Here is a 20,033-nt window from a genome sequence, read left to right as displayed (position 1 = left end):
ACGTCATTCGCTCCAGCGGATTTGCGCCCTTCGCGATCTCGATCGCCCGCTGACCTGGACGCCCTGAGCCCGGGGCGGGCGGGACCAGAAGTGTCACCGAGGAACTGTCCGCCCGAGCATGCGACAACCCCGGTCGAACACGTGGACCGGCATGCCGTCTTGCAGGATCGCCGCCGGCCTGTGACGAACAGTGCTTGCTGCCGCCGGCTGGCGCCCACCGTTCGAGGTCGGGCAGAGGCACGCACGGGCCGGCGCGAGCGGGCGCCACGAGGGCGAGGAAGGCACAACCGCGCTTGCCGTACCGCGCGGCGGAGGCCCGGGACTGCTTGAGCCTGTTCGTCGCCCGTTCCACGGCATTGGTGTTCCCGTGACGCTCTCCGTCGAGGCCGGGTCTCCGGCAACGGCACCCGGGACAGCCCGACGCCCCAGGCACCCGCGGCACGGTCCGTCGCCGTATCCCTCGCGGGCCGCGGGGCCGTCGGGTTGCGTGCAGGGCCGACCCGACCCGGCCCGCGGAACGGATCTTTGCCGGCAGCGTCGGGCACTGGCCACGGCCGGCTCGGTCCGCCGATACGCGACCGCTACCGCATTCCGCCGCGAGCCGTCCCGGTCCTCGCAGTCGAACCCGGTGCCGGCCGGTTCACCAAGGCGACCCGCCGCCAGGCGGCAAAGGCACGACGGTCTCACGCTTCGCGGTCCCCACGGCCCGTCCCTTGGCCACGCCGCCCTTGGCCGCAGCCCAGACGCGGGCGGCGGCCGCAACCGGCACGACGGCCCCGCCCCGCCCGGGCGCAACTGGGCTGAACAGCCGGAAAGCCAGAACGCTCCGAACGGCCACAGACACAGGACTCGCCCGCCACTCCCCCGCTCGCCGACCAAGGGCAACGCCTCCAGTGGATGCCCGGCTCCCGGCGGATGCCCGACGAAGCACATCCCTGGTGGGTCCCCGACGGGCACACCGGGCCACAAGCCGGGAGATCAGACAGACCAAGATCTTCGCCGCGCGGTCCGGCCTCGCGTCTCCTCCACCGACTCTTCGGCCCCTCATCCAGGCCCCTGCACGCCGAACCGGCGTGCACGACGACAAAGACCACACAGCAAAGGCAGCATGCCCCCCTGCTGTACCGAACCTACCGAGGGCGGCAGCCATTCAGCAGGACAGGCATCCATACGACGACCCAGCGGTGACAACCCAGGCGAGGACGGAGACCTCCATGCCGCAACGGCCAACGCGCAGCACACCCTGCCGACACCACTCGTACCCCGGCCAAGCCTCACAGCCTGTCTCAACCACCGGCGTTCGGCGGAGACGCGGCAACAGTGACCCGGCCGGTCCAGGATCCGGGACCCCGGTACGGATCCCACGTCACATCGACGCGTACGTCATGGACGTCGCGCGCGAGCCCCACCACCATGGCCGTCCGCGGCGGCCCGCCCCTCGCCCGGGCCGGCGTCAACCGGAACATCGGCGAGACGCCCACAGAACGTCTCACCCCCCAGAGTGAGAACACTGTGACGCCAACCGTCCGACGTCGCGAGCACAACGATGCCCTTCGCCCTACCGAAAAGCGGCCGCCGCTCCCTCCCCCGCCCTCGCCTCGCCTCGCCACAGAGCCATCCAACCTCGCCGACTCCCCGACGGTTCAGACGGGTTCAGCTTCAGCGCCTCGGTACCGACTTGCGGCCCTGGCCAGTAACAAGGACCCGCCCCACGGTGTGACACGTGGCCGGCCACCGGTTCTTCACACCCGGTAGCCGACATCCCTGGAGAGTGACACAGCCGACCGACTGGCTCCCCCCGCCGTCATGGACCGCAGACCCCACCGGAACCGTCTCCCTCCCGTCCGGGTGGGTCGCTTCGAGGCGAGTTCGGGAGTCACTCGCAGTGTCCTTTCGAGATCAATTTCGATGAGAATCGACATCCCGGACCGGCACGGATCAGTAGTTCACCGTAGCCACGCTGCCAGATGAAAGCGTTCGCGGATCCGTGCGGCGACGAGAAAGCTGTTGCGGTGTCCTTGATCATCCAGATACGACATGGAGATGGCTACCGAAACACTGCATCCCACAGACCGTCTGCTCGCCGAGCGAGCGTGCGAACGCCTCATCGTCGAGTTCGTCCACAAGCTCGACCTCGGCGACCCGGGCGACGTGGCCGATCTCTTCACCGATGCCGGGTACTGGGAGTGGCTGGAAGGCGACCGCCGCATCGAGGGCCGTGACGCACTCCGGTCGTATTTCGCCGGCCGGCCCGCGGACCGGCTCTCGCGCCGGATATGCACGAACATCCTGGTCACCGTCACATCAGACTCCACGGCCACCGCGACCACCTACTTCACGACCTACCGCGTCGACGGACACGCCGGCGGATTCGCGCCCCCGCGTGCCCCGACCCAGGTCGGCCACTACGAGGACACCTTCCTCAAGACCGAAGGCCAGTGGCTCCTCAGCTCCCGGTCCCTGCATCTGGCCTTCGCCGGACCGACCGAGCGGCTTGAAGCAGAAGCCGAACACTGACCCGTTCTGCGGAGCCGCCCGCCCGGTGCGGTCATCGTGCTGATCTTCTTCGTGACCTGACATCTCGAACAGCAGCCGGTGGCCGTCCATCTGTGCGGGCGACGTCCCGATGGACGCAACCGGGAGGGCATCGGTCATGCTCAGTGCGTTGTCGGCCACGGCCTCGTGATCTCATCACCGATCGCCTCGACCCGTCACCGGCGCTCCCGCTGCAGAAACCGGCGGAGGTCACCGGGGCGCAGTCGCAGTGCTCCCCGGTGACCCTCTCAGCGGGACCGTGGTGTCGTCGTCGACCGGCTCGCCGACGTGTTCCAGCGCGGCTTCAGAACGTGATGTTCCAGGAGTCGATCCTGCCGGTGTCGCCGCGGGCGTTGTCGTTGACGCGGAGTTTCCAGGTTCCGTCGGCGGACTCGGAGGAGGCGTTGACGGTGTAGATCTGGCTGATGTTGTCGGTGCTGCCGCCCGAGCGGTTGTGGAGCGTGTAGGCGGTGCCGTCCGGGGCGATCAGGTCGACCTTCAGGTCGCCGATGTAGGTGTGCACGATGTTCACCCCTACCTTGAGGGTGGCCGGGGCGTTGCCGGTCACGCCGCTGACGGTGATCGGGCTCTCCACCGTGGTGTTGTCGCCGATGGCGAAGTCCGCCGTGTTCTCGAAGTACTTGCCGGGCTGCGGGGTGCTGCCGACGGCCTTGAGGGCGTCGACCTGGCCTTCGCCGAAGAAGCCGTTCCTGGCCGTGGTGCCCTTGCAGCGGCTGTCCGACGGGCAGGCGATGTCGTTGGCCTGGGTGGCCAGCTTGTCGCGCAGCTCTGCCGGGGTGATGTCGGGGTTGGTGCTGGCCAGCAGCGCCGCCACGCCGGCGACGTGTGGCGAGGCCATCGAAGTGCCGCTCTTGGAACCGTACTTGCCGCCCGGCAGCGTGCTGTAGATGCCGGTGGAGTCACCGCCCGGGGCCGTGACGTCGATGACGTTCAGGCCGTAGTTGGAGTACGAGGCCTTCGCGGTCGTGCCCATCGCCGAGACCGTGACGACGCCCGGGAGCTCGGTCGGGATGTCCAGGCAGGCGTTGGTGATGGTGCGGGTCACCGGCGTCGAGTCGTTCGGGCTCTCGGTGTCGGTGGTCTTGTTCGCCAGGTCGATGTTGGAATTCCCGGCCGCCGCGACCTGGAGCGAGCCCTTGCCCTCCGCGTACTCCTGGGCACGCCTGACGCCCTCGATGATCGCGGCCTGGTCGACGTTGTCCGGGCAGTTGAACTGCCACGGGTCGGTGTAGTAGCTGTTGTTGGTGACCTTGAAGCCGTGGTCACCCGCCCACATGAAGCCGCAGATGGTGTTCTCGGCGAAGAACAGCGAGCTGCCGGGCTCGGCGATGCGGACCGAGGAGATCCGCACGCCCGGGGCCACGCCGATGACGCCCTTGCCGTTCTTGGCGGCCGCGACCGTGCCGGCCACATGCGTGCCGTGGGTACCGACATCGCGCCAGGCGCCCGTACGGGTGTCCGGCTTGCCGTACGCGCAGGACGCGGAGTCCGCGGCGTTGAAGTTCGGCGCGAGGTCCTGGTGCTGGTCGTCCACACCGGTGTCCAGGATGCCGACCTTGACGGAGGCGGAGCCCGTGGTGACGGCCCAGGCCTGGTCGGCCTTGATCTGGGTCATGTCGGCGCGGACCGGCTCACCCGAAGGGGTCGTGGACTGCGCCGGGTTGGCGGGCAGCGCCGGGTTGTAGGCGTCCGCCGGGACGTCGGAGGTACGGGTGGCGCCGACCTGCTGGACCCCGCTCACACCGCGCATCGTGGCGGCGAAGGACGCGGACGCGGAGTGGGCGGTGATGACGCCGATCGCGTCGTAGTACTGGAAGACGGTTCCGCCGTTGGCGGTCACCGCGTTGCGGACCGCCGTGGTGTCGCCCGGGGCGGTGATCACGAGGTAGGCGCGGGTGCCGGCGACCCAGGCCGCGCTCTGCGCAGCGGGCGCCGCCTCAGGGGCGGGCACGGGGGCGGGGGCAGGGGCGGCGGAGCCGGAAGGGGTGACGGGGTCGGTGCCGGCGAGCGCGGCGGGGGCCCCGAAGGTGAGCGCCGCGCCGAGTGTGGCGGCCAGCACGAGGGTACGTCGAGGGCGGCTGGATCTGTGGGGTATCAATGCGTCCTCCGAGGACCCGGTGGTCAGGCCGGGTCGTACGAAACAAGTGATGGACGCAAGATGTCATGCACACGGACGTTACGGAAGTGCCTTTTGCAGCAGAGGAGTTCGTTTACCGGTGGCTGGATTCCGACTATAGGTGCGCGTGCGGAGGATGTACGGGGCAGTCGTCGAGGTCGAGCCGGCCGGTGAACAGCGGGCAGGCGGTCAGGAGGCCGTTGGCGACGGTCTCGGCCCGGCTCATGGTGATCCACTGCCCGTGAGCGTTCGCGCCGTGCGCTGTGAGAGGGTGCGGTTCGATCCGGGAACTGGGGGCACGTGTGGGGCTGATCTACGGTTACGACATCTATCTGCGGCCTGGAGATGTCGCCGGGGCGCTGGCCCGTCTGGCCGAACTGGCGCCACCGGACCGTACCGTGCCGCCCCTTGAGGTCACGCTGCCCGGCGGCGACCGGATCGTCCTGCCGTTCACGTCCCATTTCGAGAGCGAGCCCGTCGACTGCTCCACGAGCGGCACGCTCGAACTCGACACGTCCCTCATGTTCGACGCCGATGACGCGTTGCGCGCGTACGCGCAGGAGAGCGGCCCCGGACTCGGGGCGGACGGGCGGGTGAGGATCGGGTACGTCTACGTGACACTCCGGTTCGCATCCTTCCTGCATCCCGGTTACTCGTCGGTGGAGTGCTGGGCCGCGACATCGCGGATGAGCCGGCTCTTCGCGCGGTCGGCCGGCGTCAGGAAGGTGTTCACCGGCCTCGCCGCCGGCAGCGGGGGTGTGTGCTGTCTGTTCGACACCGGCGACGGCGCACCCGAGCAGGTGTGCTGGCTCAACGGTGAGCCCACCGACGAGATGATCGGTGGTCCCCGCTTTCCGGATCGGCAAGCACTGGTGGCTACTTGGCCCGATCCGGGAACGGGCGGCGTCGTGGCCCCTCGGTGACTCGTCCGCTTTCGTGATCGCCCCCTCCGGGCGCGGCGGGGCGCCGTAGGCTCTTGTGCACGGGCTGGGGCCGGTCGAGTTCGGTGCGTCGGGGGGCGAAGTGCGGTTGTCGCTGGCGGAGTTGATGGACCTGCGGATCCCGCCCCCTGAACTCGCCGTCGCGGTGCTGGGTCCCGTGCGGGAGCGGGCCGCACTGGGGCCGCCGGAGGATCTCGCGCCGCACGAGCGCCAGTGGTGGTACGCCATGGCCGGGGCGGTCTGTGAACGGCTGGGCGATCTCGAGGGCACCGTGCGCCATTTCGCGGCGGCGCTGGGCGAGTTGGACGACGACAGCGAGGACCGGCCGGACGCGGCGTTCCGGCTCGGCGTGGCCCTGCACTCCCGTTTCACCGCCGGCGGGCGGATCGCGGACGTCGACGAAGCGGTCCTTCTCTTCCGTGGTGTGCTGGAGATGGCGGAGCGGGGTTCGTGGCCGCGTCTGATGGCTGCCGCGCATCTGGGGCGCTGTCTGGCGGACCGGTTCTTGGCCGCCGGGGATCCCGTCGACCTGGCCGGGGCCACGGGTGTGCTGGAGGAGGAGCTGCCGGTCGCGGGGCGGCCGCCGGTCGAGGCGGACGGCCACGATCGCGAGGAGGTCCATACGTGGATCTTCGCCTTGGACGTGCTGGGTGAGTGCCTGCGCGAGCAGGCCGAACTCGCCCATGACGAAGGGCTGTTGGCTCAGGCACTGCGGCAGGCCCGGAGGGCGCTGGAGATCGCCGGTGACGATCCCGCACTGCGCGCGGCGCCGGAGAAGGGGCTGGCGCGCAGCCTGCTGGTGCGGGCCGTGTGGGGGAAGTCGCGGGCCGACCTGGACGAGGTGATCCGGCTGCTGGACCCGTCGGCGCCGCTCGCGCAGGCGGAGGATCCGGCGGCGCGAGCGGTGAACCTGGGCATCGCCCTCTTCGAGCGCTACCGGCTGCTGGGCGATGCCGGTGATCTGGCCCGGGCCCGTGCGGTCCTGGAGGACGCCGTGGCCGTCCTGGGGCGGGGTTCGGTGGCGTGTGCCGGGGCGCAGGTCAACCTGGCGGTGGTGCTGCGGGAGACGGCCGCCGTCGCGGTGGACGAGCCGGCGCTGCTGGATGCCGCGGTCGAGATGGCCGAGGAGGCCGCGGACGCGGTGCGGCCGGGTTCGCTGCTCGCGGTGACGGCGGTGGCTGCCGAGGCCGAGGCACGGATCGCCCGGCAGGCCCACGGCGCGGGCGGTGGCGTGGCGGAGTTGGCGGAGGCGTGTCGTCGTATGGAGGCGGTGGCGCCGTATCTGCCCTCGGGGGGCGGCATGGTGGCCGCGTCGTTCCGCGACGCCTGGGGCAGTGCTCTGGTGCGGCTGGCGGGGCTGACGTCGTCCGCCGCGGTGCTGGACGAGGGGGTGGGGCTTCTGCGGCGGGCGCTGGCCGATCCGGGCGGGCTGCCCGACCGGGCGCGCACGGCGGGCAATCTCGCCTCGGGTCTGTACGAACGGTTCCTCGCGCGGGGTGCGATGAGTGACCTGGACGAGGCCGTCACGCTGTGGCGGGAGGCCGTCGAGGCCCGTCCGGACGGGGGTCCGCATACTGTCCTGGCCCGCAGCGGGCTGGCCGTGGCCCTGCACCAGCGCTATGAACGGCGGGGCACTGCCGCCGACCTGGACGAGGCCGTACGGCGGCTGACCGCGGCCGCCGAGCTGCCCGCGGCGCCGAGTGAGCGCCGGGCCGTTCTGACCAACCTCGGCCACGCCCACCAGGCCCGTTACGAGGCCACCGGCGAGGTGCGGGAGCTGGCGCGGGCCGTGGCCGCCCAGCGTGAGGCGCTCGCACTGGACGGTCCGCAGGCCGGTTCCGACGTCGATGTGCGTATCGGGCTCGCCCTCGCCCTGGGCGCGCAGGCCGAGCACCTCGCCTCGCCGGTGCCCGCCGAGGAGGCCGTCGAGCACGCCCGGGCGGCCCGCGCCGAGGCGGAGGCGGCGTCGCGGGCGTGGGTGTCGGCGACGTTCGTCCTGGCGGGGCTCACCCGCCTGCTCCACGCGCTGACCGCCGGACCCGAACTGCGGGAGCGGGCCGAGGAGTTGTATGCGCGAGGGTACGAGGCGGCTCGCGCGCGGTATCCGGCGGCGGCCGCGGAGGGCGCCATGGAGTGGGGTCTGTGGCAGGCCCGGCTGGGGCGGTTCGTGGAGGCGGTGGCCGCCTTCGACCTCGCCGCGCTGGCGGTGGGCCGCCTGGTGGCCGGGCAGGGAGAGCGCACGGCCAAGGAGACCTGGCTACGGACCTCGCGCGGCTTGCCCGCCGCGGTGGCCGCCGCGGCTTGGCGGGCCGGTGACGCGGCCGGTGCGGTTCGTCGGCTGGAACACACCCGTGCGCTGTTGATGGCCGAGCGGCTGCGGCTGGATACGCCTGCGGACGTGGGTGCTGGTCCCGGTACCGGGGCTGGTGCTGGTGCTGGTGCTGGTGCGGACGAAAGCGGTGCCGGTGCGGACGACGATGCTGAGAGCGACGTTCCTACGGGTGCCGTTCCCGTGGCCGTGACCGGCGGCCGGTCGGGCGCCGGCACGGTCGTCTACCTGGTCCCGGGCGAGGAAGCCGGGGTGGCCTTCACCGTCACCGGCCGGGCCGTGACGGCCACCGCCCTCGACGGCCTCGGCGCCGGAGCCCTCGCCCGCCAACAGGAACAGATCCGGGGCGCCGCGGGTGCGCTGGAGCCGTTCGCCCGGTGGGCATGGCACCACGTCCTGCGCGAGGTGGCACCCGCGCCGGGCACACCGTTCACCCTCGTCCCTGTCGGTGAACTGGTCCATCTGCCCTGGCACACCGCATGCCAGACCCCCGACGCAGACCACACGGACGGCTCTCGGACAGACCCGTCCCGGCCAGACCGGATTCCGGCAGGCCCGTTCCAAACGGACCGCTTCCTGCTCGACGACCACGCCGTCGGCTTCGCGCCCTGCCTGCGCGTCCTGCCACCCGCCGGAACCGTCCCCCGCCCGCCCCGCTACCTCGGAGTGGCCGCCGGACGCGGCACCGGCCTGCGCGAACTCCCCTTCGCAGAAAGGGAAGTGACAACCTGCGCCGAACACTTCCCGCAGTCCCTGCTCCTCGTGGACGACGACGCCACACCCGAGAAGGTCCTGGAATGGCTCGGACAGGACGGCGGCCTCGCCCACTTCGCCTGCCACGCCGAGACCGACCCCGCCGATCCCCTCTCCAGCGCGCTCGTCCTCGGCGGCGGCGCCCGTCTGACCGTACGCGACCTGCTCGACGTACGCGGCGGACCCGACCTGGTCATCCTGTCCGCCTGCGCCACCTCTGTCACCGGCCGCGAACTGCCCGACGAGGCCGTGGGCCTGCCCGGCACCCTCATCGGCGCCGGCGCCCGCGGCGTGATCTCCGCCGCCTGGCCCGTCAACGACCTCGCCGCCCACCTGCTGACGACCGACTTCGTGGACCGGTGGGCCCACGGCACACCCCCGGCCGAAGCACTGCGCGCCGCCCAGACTTGGCTACGGGACCTCCCCCACTCCCAACTGGCCAAGCACCTGCGCGTCCTGCGCGGCCCCTCCCCCGCATCCCCGGCCACCGCCCACCCGCCGACACCCTCGCGCCCCTTCGCGGCCCTCGCCGACTGGAGCGCCTTCACCTACACCGGACACGCCGCCACCGCCTCCCCCCACACCCACCACCGACGGGACCGCACCGGAGGCCCCACATGAACACACCGCTCCCGCCGCCACCGCCGTACCACCACGGCACCGACCCCCAGTACGCCCAGCACGCCGCCGCCACCTTCACCCTGGACGACTACGGCTCCGCCCTCGTCCTGGCCGGCCCCTGCCCCCGCTGCGGCCGGCCCATGGACTTCACCGTCGTCAAGGAACTCTTCCGCGCCACGACCACCGCGGCGGACCCCGCGCCCACCCGAGCAGTGGTCATGTACTGCACCGTCGAGACCGTGTACGAGGGGGCACCTGACGGCCACACCGGCTGCGGCGCCTACTGGAGCCTCCTCCTCCCCACGACGCACCCATGAAACGGCCCCGACTGAACCGCCCACGACCGCACCCCGCAAAACAGGCCGGAACACAGGAATGAGCGCAGGGATGAGCGGCCCTCTACTGCCCGGACCCCCACCGACGCCCGCACAGGTCCGCCGGGCCCGGTCGATGCGGCGCGCCCTGGACCAAGAGCTCGATCGGTTACGCGAGACCGCCACCGCCTGGCGCAACGGCCTCGGCGCACTCCTCGCCGGACTCATCGGCTTCAGCCTGATCAAAGGCCGCAACGACGTCGGACAACTCTCCCCTGCCTGGTCCGCCACCGCCGGCATCCTGCTCGCAGCCGCCCTGACCGTGGGCGCAGCCGGAGCCTTCTGTCTCCTGCGCGCGGCACACGGCCGCCCCTACGCCCGCCGGCTGTCCGCAACCGACGACACCTCGGGGCCACCGCTCGAGGTCGAGGACCACGACGAAGCACTCGCCAGCGCCCGCACCCTGCGCACCGGCATCATCCTGACCTGCCTGTGCACCGTTCTTCTCGCCACCGCGGTCGGCGTCACCTGGTACGCCCCGCCGAAAGACCCGCCCGCGCTGATCATCCGACAGGGCGCCACCACGCTGTGCGGGGAAGTCCTCTCCGCCCGCCACGGCGTCGTCGTACTCAGAGTCGACGGCGTCGCCGTCACCGTCGACCTCGCCCAGTCCACATCTCTCACCCCCACCACCATCTGCCCCGCCACCCCCACCAGCAACTGAATGATCTTGCCGACGGCGTGGTCGGCGTCGGGTCATGAGCCTGCTCAAAGCGCGGGGACTCAGGGGCACGGAACGGGCGGTCCAGGACAGCTCGGCCGCCGCCGTGACCACACCGGCCGTCCGGAGATCATCTCGCTCGTCTTCGGCTGACCATGGACGCGCGGAGCGACCCGCCGTCGATATCGGGCTCAACTCGGTTGCAGGGACGTCCAGTTGATCGCTGGGGTGCGAAACGGTGTTTGGATACGGTGCCCGGATGGCTTCTCAGCGTGCCCTGTTGGGCCGCTCTCGACACCGGCCGCCTCGGGGATGTCGTACCGTTCGATCGCCGCGCTGGGTGATCGTCGCGCCCATCGACGGCGGATGGCTCGTACGCTTCGGCTCGCTCCTCGTCATCGAGGTGGGTCACGGCGACTGGTGGGAAAGCTCCCCGCTCGGCCGACCTGTCGTCGCGGCCGGTGCCTGGCAGGGCAGCACATTCGTCGCCAATCTCTACGTCATCACCGCCCCGCACCGCGTTCGGCTGATCCTCGGCACCGGGACGAGGACCGCCACGGCGACCTGGAGCACCGTGCCTCTGACCGGCCCCGGCCTGGAGTTGCACCTGCGGTCACCACTGATGACACGGCCCGACGTCGCCTAGGTCCCGTTCACCGTGAAGAGCAGGGGTGGCAGGAGTCGAACCTGCGGCATCCGGCTTTGGAGGCCGGCGCTCTGGCCATCTGAGCTACACCCCTTTGGTGCGCCTCAGTTTGGCATGACCCAGGGGCCGGGCTCCAAAGGATTTCGCCGGAGGAGAGCGGACGAACGCCGCCTCGGCACCGCGACGTCTCGCTACGCTCCTGTTGCCGGGTCGCCGTCGCCGAGGCCGATCCACCAGTGTCCGTCGTCCTTGACCAGCAGAAGTTCCTGCCGCTGCCCGGTCTGCTGGTAGGTCACCGTGATGGGGTTGAAGTAGTCGACGGAACCTTCCAGCACAGTGATGTCAACGTGTCCGCCCGCGGCTTCGCCGTATTCGCGTACGTACTGGGCCGCCGTCGGCCCGGGCTCCTTGTAAGCGGGCCCGGCAAGCTCCGCCACACCCCCGACGTCACCCGCCTTGAGCCGCTGCACGTAGATCCGGACGACAGTGTCGACGTCCTCAGCCGTCTCCTGCACATCGGGGTAAATGGACTTCTCCGCGCGCACCGCGACATCGACCGTGGGCGAAGCGGCCAAGGCATACGGCGCGCGCAGCCAGTTCCACCACACCGCCGCAGCGATCCCGGCAACGACGAGCACGCCGCCGCACAGCAGGAAGACTCGCTTCGTCATACGCACCTTCACCTCCATACCCGTTGGTCTCGACATGGCTGGTGACGCTTGCCATTTCTTCATCAGGAAGATCACACCGGCGTGATCATTGAGACTCTTGCCGCTCCGGCCCAAGAAGACAAGACCTCCGCCACCCGGCAGCGAAAGCCCGTCGCAGTGTCGCAGCGGGTCCGGCATCATCCCTGTGTGATCGTGATGCAACCCGTTCTGGAGATCTTCGCTGCCGACGACTTCGCACTCTGGCCGGTTGCCGAGCACGAGTCGTACGGCTACCTCGTGCTGGACGGGAAGCGGACTCCGGCGGAGGTCGGCACGGCGGTCATGCGGATCGCCGACTGCAACAACGTCGAGCCGGAGGAGCACGGGCCGTGCCCGACCGACCCGCTCGGCGCGTTCCTGCACGGGCTGCTCACCGTGCCCGACCTGTTCGCCGCCGGCGGATTCCGGGTGGCCGACATGGCCACCGGCACCGTCTTCGTCGAACCGGGCTGCTGCAACGGCCTGGAGACGTGGCGGGACTGGCTGGAGGTGCTCGACGGCACCGGCTGCTCCTACTTCGGCCACGACCCGTCCTCGGCGGCCGAACGTGTCGGCGACACCGTCCGGCTGACTCTCGACACCCACGCGGAGGACGGCAGTCCGGTGATCGCACTACCTGTGGACCAGGTGCGCGCGCTCATCACCGGTGCCCAGACGGACTTGCGGAACTTCCACAGCCTCGCCCGAACCTGGGCCGAACAACACCTGCCGACACACGCCGCCGCCGTCACGGACGCCTTGGCCAGGGCACTGGACCTGGAGCTGGAGCTCACAGAATGACCAGCTTCCTGACCCAGCGGGCGCGCGTGCACGACGTCCGGCTCCCCCTCCAGCGGCGGCACAGCGCGCTGCGCACCTGCCTCACCGTTTTCGCTCCTTACGGCCTGCGGGCGACATACCACCACCTCACGCTCAGCGCCGCGATCCCCCGACAGCTAGAGGCGGACCCGCAGGCGCTGGCGCGGGCGGTGGAGGAACTGCACGAGGCGCGGGTGCTGTGGCTCGTGCGGGCAGAGGAGTACGCCGTGCAGCGTCGGGCGGAGAAGCGGGCCGGGCAGCGGGCTGTACCGAACCCTCGGCCGTGGTGGCTGCGGAGTCGGTGGGAGAGCCCGGGGCGTGCGTGGTTCGAAGATCCGTTTCGCCACCCGCCGCTACGGCTGTCCGAGTACGTCCGGCGACAGAACGCGCTTCTGGACGGCGCCGATCTGCCCGGCTGCCCGGCTTGCGGGGACGAGGGACCGCGGGTGCTGAGCTCGACCGGGCATGGCTGGGTCGAGCTGTGCCGTAGGTGCGCGTGGGTGCTGATGCCCTGTCCGTGCGGCCAGCGGCACCGGTTCGTACCGGAGACCCCATTCAACTGGAACGCGATCTGGCAGCGGGCCCACATGAGCAATGGCGGCGTGCCGAACCCACACTGGCCCGCGAGACAGCCACTCGGATGCGGCACGGCGAACGCTCCCTCCATGGGCTAGTCGTCCACTGCATGGCGATCCGCAACTCCCGTGTCTTCAGCATCAGACCTGGCCCCACCGCTCGACCCGGCTCCCCCCTGACCGCGGCCAGCAGCCCGGGATACCGTGACCAGATGGACGGACCGAACGCACCGACCGAGGCCAGTGAACCCACCCACCGACCCGACAGGGCAGGGGCCCTGGTGCCAGTCCTGGCAACCGACAACGCCGCGATCGCGTTCTTTGCGGCCGTGGCCGACCTCGAAGCGACGGACCCCGCCTCGCACGAGCTGGAGGAAGGCGTCCGCCTCGCCTCGGGAAACAGGCTGGAGCAGTTCGCGCGGGCCGGCACCGGAGATGCGTTCTGTTTCGTCGGCGAGGGCGGCGAAGAACGCCCGGTGGTGTACGTCAGCCTCGACGGCGAGGCCGGTCTCGTCGCGCTCGGGCTGCCCGAACTGGTGCGGCTATGTCTCGTGGCACCGTGGTGGCGGGACGCACCCGGCCGGACGCCCGAACAACTCGAGGCCATCGAGAACGAGTACCGCAGCGACCTGCCCGACCTCGACCGACGACGCGACCGCGCGGCCCGGGCACTTGGCATCGACCCCACGGAACTGCCGTCCCAAGCGACAGCCCTCGCCCGGCTCAAGGCACTCTCCCGAGGGCCAGTGGCCAAAGCCTGCCTCGTCGTGGGGTACGAGGGCGAACCACTCGACCCTCTCTTCGACACCACCCACGCCTGGTGACGGGGAAATACACCGACCGCGCGCTCAGGTGGCCGAGTACGCCTGACCGTGGCTCGGACCTGACGCGTATGCCAGCGGAGGCGCGATGGCCTGGGCGTCCGCGCCCTCGCCGACCCACAGCCCGATGAACAACGCGGCGGTCGCCTCCAGGAGGCCCGCACGTTCGAGGCCGCCGCCAGTCACCGGTTCACAGCCCACGTTCCGCACCAACTCACGTACCCGTTCGAGCGCCGTCTCGTCGTCCCCGCAGACCGGCACGGCCAGTGGTCGGCCGTCGAAGACGGGCGGCCGCATGCGCCATACGTCCTCATGACAGAGGTTGAACGCCTTGACCACGTGGGCTCCCGGTGCCGCCGCGGCCAGTTGCTGCGCGGCTGAGGGGCCCCCTTGCGTCAGCAGCCGGAAGCCCGGGCCGACCGGGTTGGAGCAGTCGAGCAGCGCCTTGCCCTCCAGGGCCGTACGCAGATCCCGTGCCACGTCCGCTCCGGCGCCGTAGGGCAGCGCGGCCAGTACCACCTCCCCCGACTCGGCCGCCGCGCGCAGGCCGGCAGGCTTCGCGCCGCCTCCGATGCACCTCGCGAGACGCTCCGCCTTGTGTACGTCCCGTCCGCCGATGGTCACCTCGTGCCCGGCCCGCGCCCAATGGGTGGCGAGCGCGTCGGCCATGCTGCCCGTTCCCAGTACGCCGATTCTCATCAAGTGGCCCTTCTCCGCGGCTGCTTCGACCGTTCACACCGACGGTAGGGGGCCGGTCGGGCACCATTCAGTACGTGACCACCGACGCCTTCCTCGCCGACTGCCGCGCCCGCCTCGCCTTCGACCTGCTCTCCAACACCTGGAACGCCGTCGTGCTCTGGGCCCTGCGCGACGGCCCCAGGCGCCCTGTCGAACTACGGGAGCGGATCGGCGGGATCAGTTCCAAAGTCCTCACCGAGACTTTGCGGCGGCTCCAGTTCAACGGACTGGTCGAACGGCAGGCACACCGCACAGCACCCTCACGCGTCGAGTACCGGCTCACCGCTCTGGGGCGGAGCTTGCTCGCGCCCATCGACGCCGTCGGCGCCTGGGCCTTCGAACACGGCGACGAGGTCATGGCAGCCCAGGAAGCGGCGTCCGCTCCCGCCCCGCAGTCCCCTCCTCCCCCTCGCTAGACAGGTCGACACCGTGAAGTGAAGGGCGAGGCTTCGCCGAGGGGTCGGCCGGCGCGTACGCGAAGGGACGTGACGTGTCCTTCAGTCCTTCACTCACCTTGCGCCCGTCCGACGAGGCGCATCCGACACGGCCGCGCCCAGGCGGGACGCCAGGTCGGCCACCGCGTCCCGAAGCTCCGTCCCGCCCTCCACGCGGAAGGCGAAAGGGACCGCCGCCAGCCATTCCCCCGCGTACATCGTGGGGTTGCGGGTGCTGCCGACGAGGAGGCAGTGCTCCGCCGCCGCCCCGGCGGGTTCGAGCCGTCCCATCGACGGTCCGACCCATGGGGCGACCCGGTCCACCGGTGCGTGGAAGAGGACCCGCGTGGGATAGGCCCATCCGGTGCCGAGGTTCTCCTCCAGCACCGCGACCGGGTCGAGGTCCTCCGGCATCCGGAACCCGGCCGCGCTCTCCTCGGCCGCCACCACCCGGTCGATCCGGTAGGTGCGCACGGCGTCCGCGCGATGGGAGTGACAGAGCAGGTACCAGCGCGCCCGGCGTACGACCACCGCCCACGGGTCCACCTCTGTCTGCCACTCGTTGCCGGCCTCGCTCCGATAGGTGATCAGCACCCGCCGTCTGGAGGCGATCGCGTCCACCAGGGCGCTCGTGACGGCGGGATCGGCGTAGGCCGCACCCGGATCGGGCGCGGCGGCGGCGTGCTCGCGCAGCGCGGCGGCCTGGCGCCCGATCCCCTCGGGGAGGGCGTGGACAACCTTGCCCAGGGCGGAGCCGACGAGATCCCCGGGGTCGGTGGCGGCCGGCCTGCCGTCGAGCACCGCCATGACCAGGCCGAGCGCCTCGCTCTGGGTGAAGCTCACCGGCGGCAGGGTGGTCCCGCGCCGCAACCGGTAGCCGCCGTACGGGCCGCGCACGGAATCCACGGGAATGCCGGCCTCCCGCAGGATCGCGACATAGCGGCGTGCGGCGCGGTCGGTCACCCCGAGGCGCTCCGCGAGCTGCTCCGACGTCGTACCGGGGCGGGTCCGCAGGATCTCGAGGGTGCGCAGCGCGCGGGCGGTAGGGCTCGTTCCGGTCTCCACCCGGAGAGCGTAGGCCGCCTCCTGACAATCAGGAAGCCGATCGTCCTGAACCCCTCCTAGCATGGGCAGGGCCGGTCGGGCAGGCCGCGTCCGACCGACGCGCTCCGGGCTGCCCCCCCTTTCTCTCCGGCTCCCACCTCGACGAAAGTTGATCTCTCCATGGACATCCTGCTCATCGGTGGTCTCTGGCTGGACGGCACCGCATGGGACGAGGTGACACCGGCGCTTGAGGCACTCGGTCACCGCCCGCGGCCGGTGGTCCTTCCGGGTCAGGGCGACGGAAATTCGTCCGCCACGCTCGACGAGCAGGTGGCGGCGGTCCTCGCCGCCGTCGACGCGACGGCGGAAAGGCCCCTGCTGGTGGCGCACTCGGCCGCCTGCTCGCTCGGCTGGATGGCCGCCGACGCGCGTCCGGAACGGGTGGCCGAGCTGGCGCTGATCGGCGGCTTCCCCCACGAGGACGGCCATCCGTACGCCGATTTCTTCGAGATGCGCGACGGCGCCATGCACTTCCCCGGCTGGGGCCCGTTCGAGGGTGCGGACAGTGCTGACCTCGACGATGAACTGCGCCGGCGCTTCGAAGCCGATGCCGTCCCCGTCCCCGAGGGGGTGGCCAGGGGCGTGGTGCGGCTGTCGGACGAGCGCCGCTACAAGGTTCCGGTCGTGGTGGTCTGCCCGGAGTTCACGCCGGAGCAGGCCCGCGCGTGGATCGCCGCTGGCGACGTGCCGGAACTCGCCAAGGCCGAGCGGGTCGAGTTCGCCGACCTCGACTCCGGTCACTGGCCGATGTTCTCCAAGCCCGCCGAACTCGCCCGGCTGATCGCTGAGTTGGCGGCCGACCACTGACGCGAGCACCGTCCGCGCACCGTGGCCTGTCCCCCGAGCGAGCTACACCGAGGTGTCCTCCGGGAGGTGACGATCTCGGGCTCCCGGATCCGTAGCGTCCTGGGCAGCCCGCGGCACTCCGGCCGCGGGTCCGTCGCAAGGAGTCCCGATGCGGTTCGTCAAGCAGTTCCTGGCCGTCCTGGCGGCCTACGCGGCCGGTGGTGTCGCCGTCGACGCGGTGAAGGACAACGACTGGCTCACCCTGGTCGTCGGCCTCACGGCCGCCGCGCTCGTGGTGATCGTGTACGCGTGGGTGGTACGGCGCACCGAGCGCCGGCCCGCCTCGGACGTGGCCCGCGAGGGCGCCGCCGCCAGGGCGGGCTGGGGAACGCTGATCGGCGCCGGGATGTTCGGGGCCGTCATCGTGAACCTCTCCGCCTCCGGGCACTACGAGGTCGACGGCCTGGGCTCGGTTCCGGGCGCGATCGGCCTGGTCGGCTTCATGGCCGCGGCGGCCGCGACGGAGGAGGTGGTCTTCCGCGGCGTCCTGTTCCGCGTCGTCGAGGAGCACATCGGTACCTATCTCGCGCTCGCGCTGACCGGCCTGGTGTTCGGGCTCTCGCATCTGTTCAACGAGCACGCCACCCTGTGGGGCGCCCTGGCCATCGCCGTCGAGGCGGGCTTCATGCTCGCCGCCGCGTACGCCGCGACCCGCAGCCTGTGGCTGACCATCGGCGTGCACTTCGGCTGGAACTTCGCCGCGGCCGGCGTCTTCAGCACGGAGGTCTCCGGCAACGGCACCAGCCAGGGACTGCTGGACGCCGCGACGTCCGGCCCGAAGCTGCTCACCGGGGGCGACTTCGGACCCGAGGGCAGCGTGTACGCGATCGGGTTCGGGGTGCTGCTGACCCTCGTCTTCCTGTGGCTGGCGCACCGCCGCGGGACCGTCGTGCCCTTCGGCGCTCGGCGTGCCGCGGGTGTCAAGTCCCCCGCTACACTGCCCCGATGAGCGTTCGCGGACGGGTCCCGGAGCTGTGGCGCCGGCTGGACGTCACCGTTCGGGACCTTCCCCTCGGGGTGCTGCTGCTGGCCGCCTCGGTGCTGCCGGGGCTGCGGGGCAACGGCACGGAGATCGGCGGTCTGCCGACCCGGCCCGCCGACGCCCTGGCCGTGGTGGCCGCCGTGCTCCAGTGCCTTCCGCTCGCCCTGCGGCGCCGGTGGCCGGCCGTCTGTCTGGCCCTGGTGTCGCTGGGTTTCGCCCTCGACCAGCTCCGCGGCTACCACCTGTTCGCGGGCACGGCCCTGCCCATCGCGCTGTTGAGCACCGGCTCTTTCCTGGAGCGGTACCGGCGCGCGGTCCCGGCCGCCGCCACCCTGGCGTTCGTGGCTCTGTCCGCCGGGCTGTACCGCCGCGGTTCGGACGAACCCGTCGCCGAATTCGTGACGTTCTACCTGGCGTTGGCCCTGGCCTGGGGCATCGGCGCCTGGATGCGCTCCGCGCGCGCCGCGGAGGCCGAACGCCGCGGCCGGGCCGCGGAGGACGCCCGCACCGCCGAACGCACCCGCATCGCCCGCGAACTCCACGACGTCGTCACCCACCATGTGACCGCGATGGTCGTGCAGTCGGAGGCCGCCCGCTATCTGACCGCCGCGCCCGAACGCCTCGACGCGACGCTGGCCGCCGTCAGCGACACCGGCCGCCGGGCCATCACCGATCTGCGGCACCTCCTCGACCTGCTCAACCCCGACCACGGTACGGGCGAGCCGAGGACACCGGCCGTCGGCCGCGTCCTCACGCTCGTGGAGCAGACGCGCCGGGCCGGGCAGCCGGTGGAGTTCACCGAGGAGGGCACACCGGCGGCGTCGACCGGCAGTTCCGACCTCGTCGCCTACCGCGTGGTGCAGGAGGCCCTGACCAACGCGCTCAAGTACGACCACGGCGCCCGGACCTCGGTCCTGGTGCGCCACGGCGAGACGGAGATCACGGTGGAGGTGGGCACGGACGGTTCCGGCACGGGGGCCGCGTCCCCCGGGGGAAGCGGGCGCGGGCTGGCCGGTCTGAGGGAGCGGGTGGACGTCCTCGGTGGCGACTTCAGCACCCGGCGCCCGGCGGACGGCGGCTTCGTCGTCCACGCCCGGATCCCCGCGGGCAACGCGTCGTGACGGCGCCGGTCCGGGTCCTCGTCTGCGACGACCAGGTGATGATCCGCGCCGGGCTGGCGACGATCATCGACGCCCAGCCCGACCTGGAGGTGGCGGGGCAGTGCGGGGACGGCCGGACCGCGGTAAACCTGGCGGGCGAACTGCGCCCGGACGTCGTGGTGATGGACGTCCGCATGCCGGTGCTCGACGGCATCGAGGCGACCCGGCTGCTGGCCGGCGCCGGCGTGGCCGACCCCGTGAAGGTGCTCGTGGTGACGACGTTCAACCTCGACGAGTACGTCTACGAGGCCCTGCGCGCCGGAGCGAGCGGCTTCCTGCTGAAGGACGCGCCACCGGACCGGCTGCTGCACGGCATCCGGACCGTGGCCCTCGGTCAGGCGCTGCTCGACCCCGACGTGACCCGCCGTCTGGTGGGCCGTTACGCCGCCCGTATCCGGCCCGCGCGGCACGCCGTGCGCGACCTTCCGCTCACGCCGCGCGAGCTGGAGGTCCTGCGGCTCATCGCGGACGGCCTCTCCAACGGCGAGATCGCCGTGGAGCTGGTGATCAGCCCGGAGACCGTCAAGACGTTCGTCTCCCGCATCCTGACCAAGCTCGACCTCCGCGACCGGGTGCAGGCGGTGGTCTTCGCCTACCGCCACGGCCTGGTGACCTGACCTGACCTGCTGAAGGTGGCAGGCCCGGACAGGGGAGAGAAGAGCCGCGACCCTGGTGTGTTCTGGAGCGGGTTGTCCTCCGGCAAGATCCGGGGCCAATCGGTGCGATCGTACGAAACATGCCGCTTCCGGACTAATCATGAGCAGTTGCGCCGGCTGGCCGTCACGCTGGGCCTGTTGATCACGGTCCAGGTCAGGAGACCGCTGATGCACAGGTCACGTGAGTGGCTGTTCGAGACGTCCCACCTGCT

At 71.3% G+C, this 20,033-nt stretch carries 18 protein-coding genes and 1 tRNA gene; 14 read left to right on the top strand and 5 right to left on the bottom strand.

The genetic code is table 11. The features are described 5' to 3' along the window. Positions 1 to 2,043: 2,043 nt before the first annotated feature. Positions 2,044 to 2,517: a nuclear transport factor 2 family protein gene (locus G6W55_RS24155; RefSeq protein WP_175522928.1), complete on the top strand. Its 474-nt coding sequence runs from the start codon at positions 2,044 to 2,046 to the stop codon at positions 2,515 to 2,517. Positions 2,518 to 2,839: 322 nt separating this feature from the next. Here the strand turns inward: G6W55_RS24155 and G6W55_RS24150 are convergent, their stop codons facing one another. Next, a complete protein-coding gene (locus G6W55_RS24150) occupies positions 2,840 to 4,615 on the bottom strand; it encodes a S8 family serine peptidase (RefSeq protein ID WP_078636755.1) in 1,776 nt (591 codons plus the stop codon). Between the two features lie 359 nt (positions 4,616 to 4,974). Between G6W55_RS24150 and G6W55_RS24145 the strand changes: the two genes are divergently transcribed. From G6W55_RS24145 to G6W55_RS24125, 5 genes are all read left to right on the top strand, one after another. Further along, a complete protein-coding gene (locus tag G6W55_RS24145; RefSeq protein ID WP_078636754.1) occupies positions 4,975 to 5,595 on the top strand; it encodes a hypothetical protein in 621 nt (206 codons plus the stop codon). A 100-nt stretch (positions 5,596 to 5,695) separates the two neighbouring features. Continuing rightward, positions 5,696 to 9,316: a CHAT domain-containing protein gene (locus G6W55_RS24140; protein WP_175522927.1), complete on the top strand. Its 3,621-nt coding sequence runs from the start codon at positions 5,696 to 5,698 to the stop codon at positions 9,314 to 9,316. Next, positions 9,313 to 9,633, top strand: a complete 321-nt coding sequence (locus G6W55_RS24135; RefSeq protein WP_175522926.1) for a hypothetical protein — start codon at positions 9,313 to 9,315, stop codon at positions 9,631 to 9,633. Before G6W55_RS24140 ends, G6W55_RS24135 begins: the two co-directional genes overlap by 4 nt. A 70-nt stretch (positions 9,634 to 9,703) precedes the next feature. Continuing rightward, on the top strand, positions 9,704 to 10,354 hold the full coding sequence (locus G6W55_RS24130; RefSeq protein ID WP_175522925.1) for a hypothetical protein: 651 nt from the start codon (positions 9,704 to 9,706) through the stop codon (positions 10,352 to 10,354). A gap of 337 nt (positions 10,355 to 10,691) precedes the next feature. Continuing rightward, positions 10,692 to 10,997 carry a hypothetical protein gene (locus G6W55_RS24125; protein WP_254876417.1) on the top strand — a complete coding sequence of 102 codons (306 nt, stop codon included), beginning with the start codon at positions 10,692 to 10,694 and terminating at the stop codon, positions 10,995 to 10,997. A gap of 20 nt (positions 10,998 to 11,017) precedes the next feature. Here G6W55_RS24125 and G6W55_RS24120 read toward each other — a convergent pair. Continuing rightward, a tRNA-Trp gene (locus G6W55_RS24120) sits at positions 11,018 to 11,091 on the bottom strand. Between the two features lie 97 nt (positions 11,092 to 11,188). Beyond that, the gene (locus G6W55_RS24115; protein ID WP_254876416.1) at positions 11,189 to 11,845 is read right to left on the bottom strand and encodes a hypothetical protein; all 657 of its coding nucleotides are present in this window, start codon (positions 11,843 to 11,845) and stop codon (positions 11,189 to 11,191) included. A gap of 18 nt (positions 11,846 to 11,863) precedes the next feature. Here G6W55_RS24115 and G6W55_RS24110 point away from each other — a divergent pair, with 18 nt between their 5' ends. The 3 genes from G6W55_RS24110 to G6W55_RS24100 all read left to right on the top strand — a co-directional run bounded on the left by G6W55_RS24110 (position 11,864) and on the right by G6W55_RS24100 (position 13,904). Beyond that, positions 11,864 to 12,487 (top strand): hypothetical protein, encoded by a 624-nt coding sequence (locus G6W55_RS24110; RefSeq protein ID WP_175522938.1) that lies wholly within the window; start codon positions 11,864 to 11,866, stop codon positions 12,485 to 12,487. Further along, entirely contained in the window at positions 12,484 to 13,179 is a 696-nt protein-coding gene (locus G6W55_RS24105; RefSeq protein WP_175522924.1) for a hypothetical protein, read from the top strand. The genes G6W55_RS24110 and G6W55_RS24105 overlap by 4 nt, the downstream gene beginning before the upstream one ends. Before the next feature lie 182 nt (positions 13,180 to 13,361). Continuing rightward, positions 13,362 to 13,904, top strand: a complete 543-nt coding sequence (locus G6W55_RS24100) for a hypothetical protein (protein WP_309243809.1) — start codon at positions 13,362 to 13,364, stop codon at positions 13,902 to 13,904. A 24-nt stretch (positions 13,905 to 13,928) separates the two neighbouring features. Here the strand turns inward: G6W55_RS24100 and G6W55_RS24095 are convergent, their stop codons facing one another. Continuing rightward, positions 13,929 to 14,600 (bottom strand): NADPH-dependent F420 reductase, encoded by a 672-nt coding sequence (locus tag G6W55_RS24095; RefSeq protein WP_175522923.1) that lies wholly within the window; start codon positions 14,598 to 14,600, stop codon positions 13,929 to 13,931. Positions 14,601 to 14,674: 74 nt separating this feature from the next. On the opposite strand from G6W55_RS24095, the gene G6W55_RS24090 reads away from it, so the two are divergent. Further along, a complete protein-coding gene (locus G6W55_RS24090; protein WP_175522922.1) occupies positions 14,675 to 15,055 on the top strand; it encodes a helix-turn-helix domain-containing protein in 381 nt (126 codons plus the stop codon). A 93-nt stretch (positions 15,056 to 15,148) separates the two neighbouring features. Here G6W55_RS24090 and G6W55_RS24085 read toward each other — a convergent pair whose 3' ends face one another. Beyond that, positions 15,149 to 16,138 carry a WYL domain-containing protein gene (locus G6W55_RS24085; protein ID WP_309243808.1) on the bottom strand — a complete coding sequence of 330 codons (990 nt, stop codon included), beginning with the start codon at positions 16,136 to 16,138 and terminating at the stop codon, positions 15,149 to 15,151. Between the two features lie 159 nt (positions 16,139 to 16,297). Here G6W55_RS24085 and G6W55_RS24080 point away from each other — a divergent pair, with 159 nt between their 5' ends. From G6W55_RS24080 to G6W55_RS24065, 4 genes are all read left to right on the top strand, one after another. Continuing rightward, complete coding sequence (locus G6W55_RS24080) at positions 16,298 to 16,984, top strand: alpha/beta fold hydrolase (RefSeq protein WP_175522920.1); 687 nt, start codon at positions 16,298 to 16,300, stop codon at positions 16,982 to 16,984. 148 nt (positions 16,985 to 17,132) lie between these two features. Continuing rightward, positions 17,133 to 17,972, top strand: a complete 840-nt coding sequence (locus tag G6W55_RS24075) for a CPBP family intramembrane glutamic endopeptidase (RefSeq protein WP_175522919.1) — start codon at positions 17,133 to 17,135, stop codon at positions 17,970 to 17,972. Continuing rightward, positions 17,969 to 19,126, top strand: a complete 1,158-nt coding sequence (locus G6W55_RS24070; protein ID WP_175522918.1) for a sensor histidine kinase — start codon at positions 17,969 to 17,971, stop codon at positions 19,124 to 19,126. The genes G6W55_RS24075 and G6W55_RS24070 overlap by 4 nt, the downstream gene beginning before the upstream one ends. Beyond that, positions 19,123 to 19,782: a response regulator transcription factor gene (locus G6W55_RS24065; protein ID WP_175522917.1), complete on the top strand. Its 660-nt coding sequence runs from the start codon at positions 19,123 to 19,125 to the stop codon at positions 19,780 to 19,782. The genes G6W55_RS24070 and G6W55_RS24065 overlap by 4 nt, the downstream gene beginning before the upstream one ends. The last annotated feature ends 251 nt before the right edge of the window (positions 19,783 to 20,033 follow it).

Source organism: Streptomyces sp. CAI-85 (assembly GCF_013363615.1).
Lineage (GTDB): Bacteria > Actinomycetota > Actinomycetes > Streptomycetales > Streptomycetaceae > Streptomyces > Streptomyces antibioticus_B.
This window is presented reverse-complemented; position numbering and strand designations above follow the sequence as displayed.

Coding starts and splice junctions, on each gene's coding strand:
- G6W55_RS24135 (WP_175522926.1), top strand. CDS start 9,313: ATGAACACACCGCTCCCGCCGCCACCGCCGTACCACCACGGCACCGAC.
- G6W55_RS24105 (WP_175522924.1), top strand. CDS start 12,484: ATGACCAGCTTCCTGACCCAGCGGGCGCGCGTGCACGACGTCCGGCTC.
- G6W55_RS24115 (WP_254876416.1), bottom strand. CDS start 11,845: ATGCCGGACCCGCTGCGACACTGCGACGGGCTTTCGCTGCCGGGTGGC.
- G6W55_RS24095 (WP_175522923.1), bottom strand. CDS start 14,600: ATGAGAATCGGCGTACTGGGAACGGGCAGCATGGCCGACGCGCTCGCC.
- G6W55_RS24070 (WP_175522918.1), top strand. CDS start 17,969: ATGAGCGTTCGCGGACGGGTCCCGGAGCTGTGGCGCCGGCTGGACGTC.
- G6W55_RS24110 (WP_175522938.1), top strand. CDS start 11,864: ATGCAACCCGTTCTGGAGATCTTCGCTGCCGACGACTTCGCACTCTGG.
- G6W55_RS24080 (WP_175522920.1), top strand. CDS start 16,298: ATGGACATCCTGCTCATCGGTGGTCTCTGGCTGGACGGCACCGCATGG.
- G6W55_RS24155 (WP_175522928.1), top strand. CDS start 2,044: ATGGCTACCGAAACACTGCATCCCACAGACCGTCTGCTCGCCGAGCGA.
- G6W55_RS24075 (WP_175522919.1), top strand. CDS start 17,133: ATGCGGTTCGTCAAGCAGTTCCTGGCCGTCCTGGCGGCCTACGCGGCC.
- G6W55_RS24130 (WP_175522925.1), top strand. CDS start 9,704: ATGAGCGGCCCTCTACTGCCCGGACCCCCACCGACGCCCGCACAGGTC.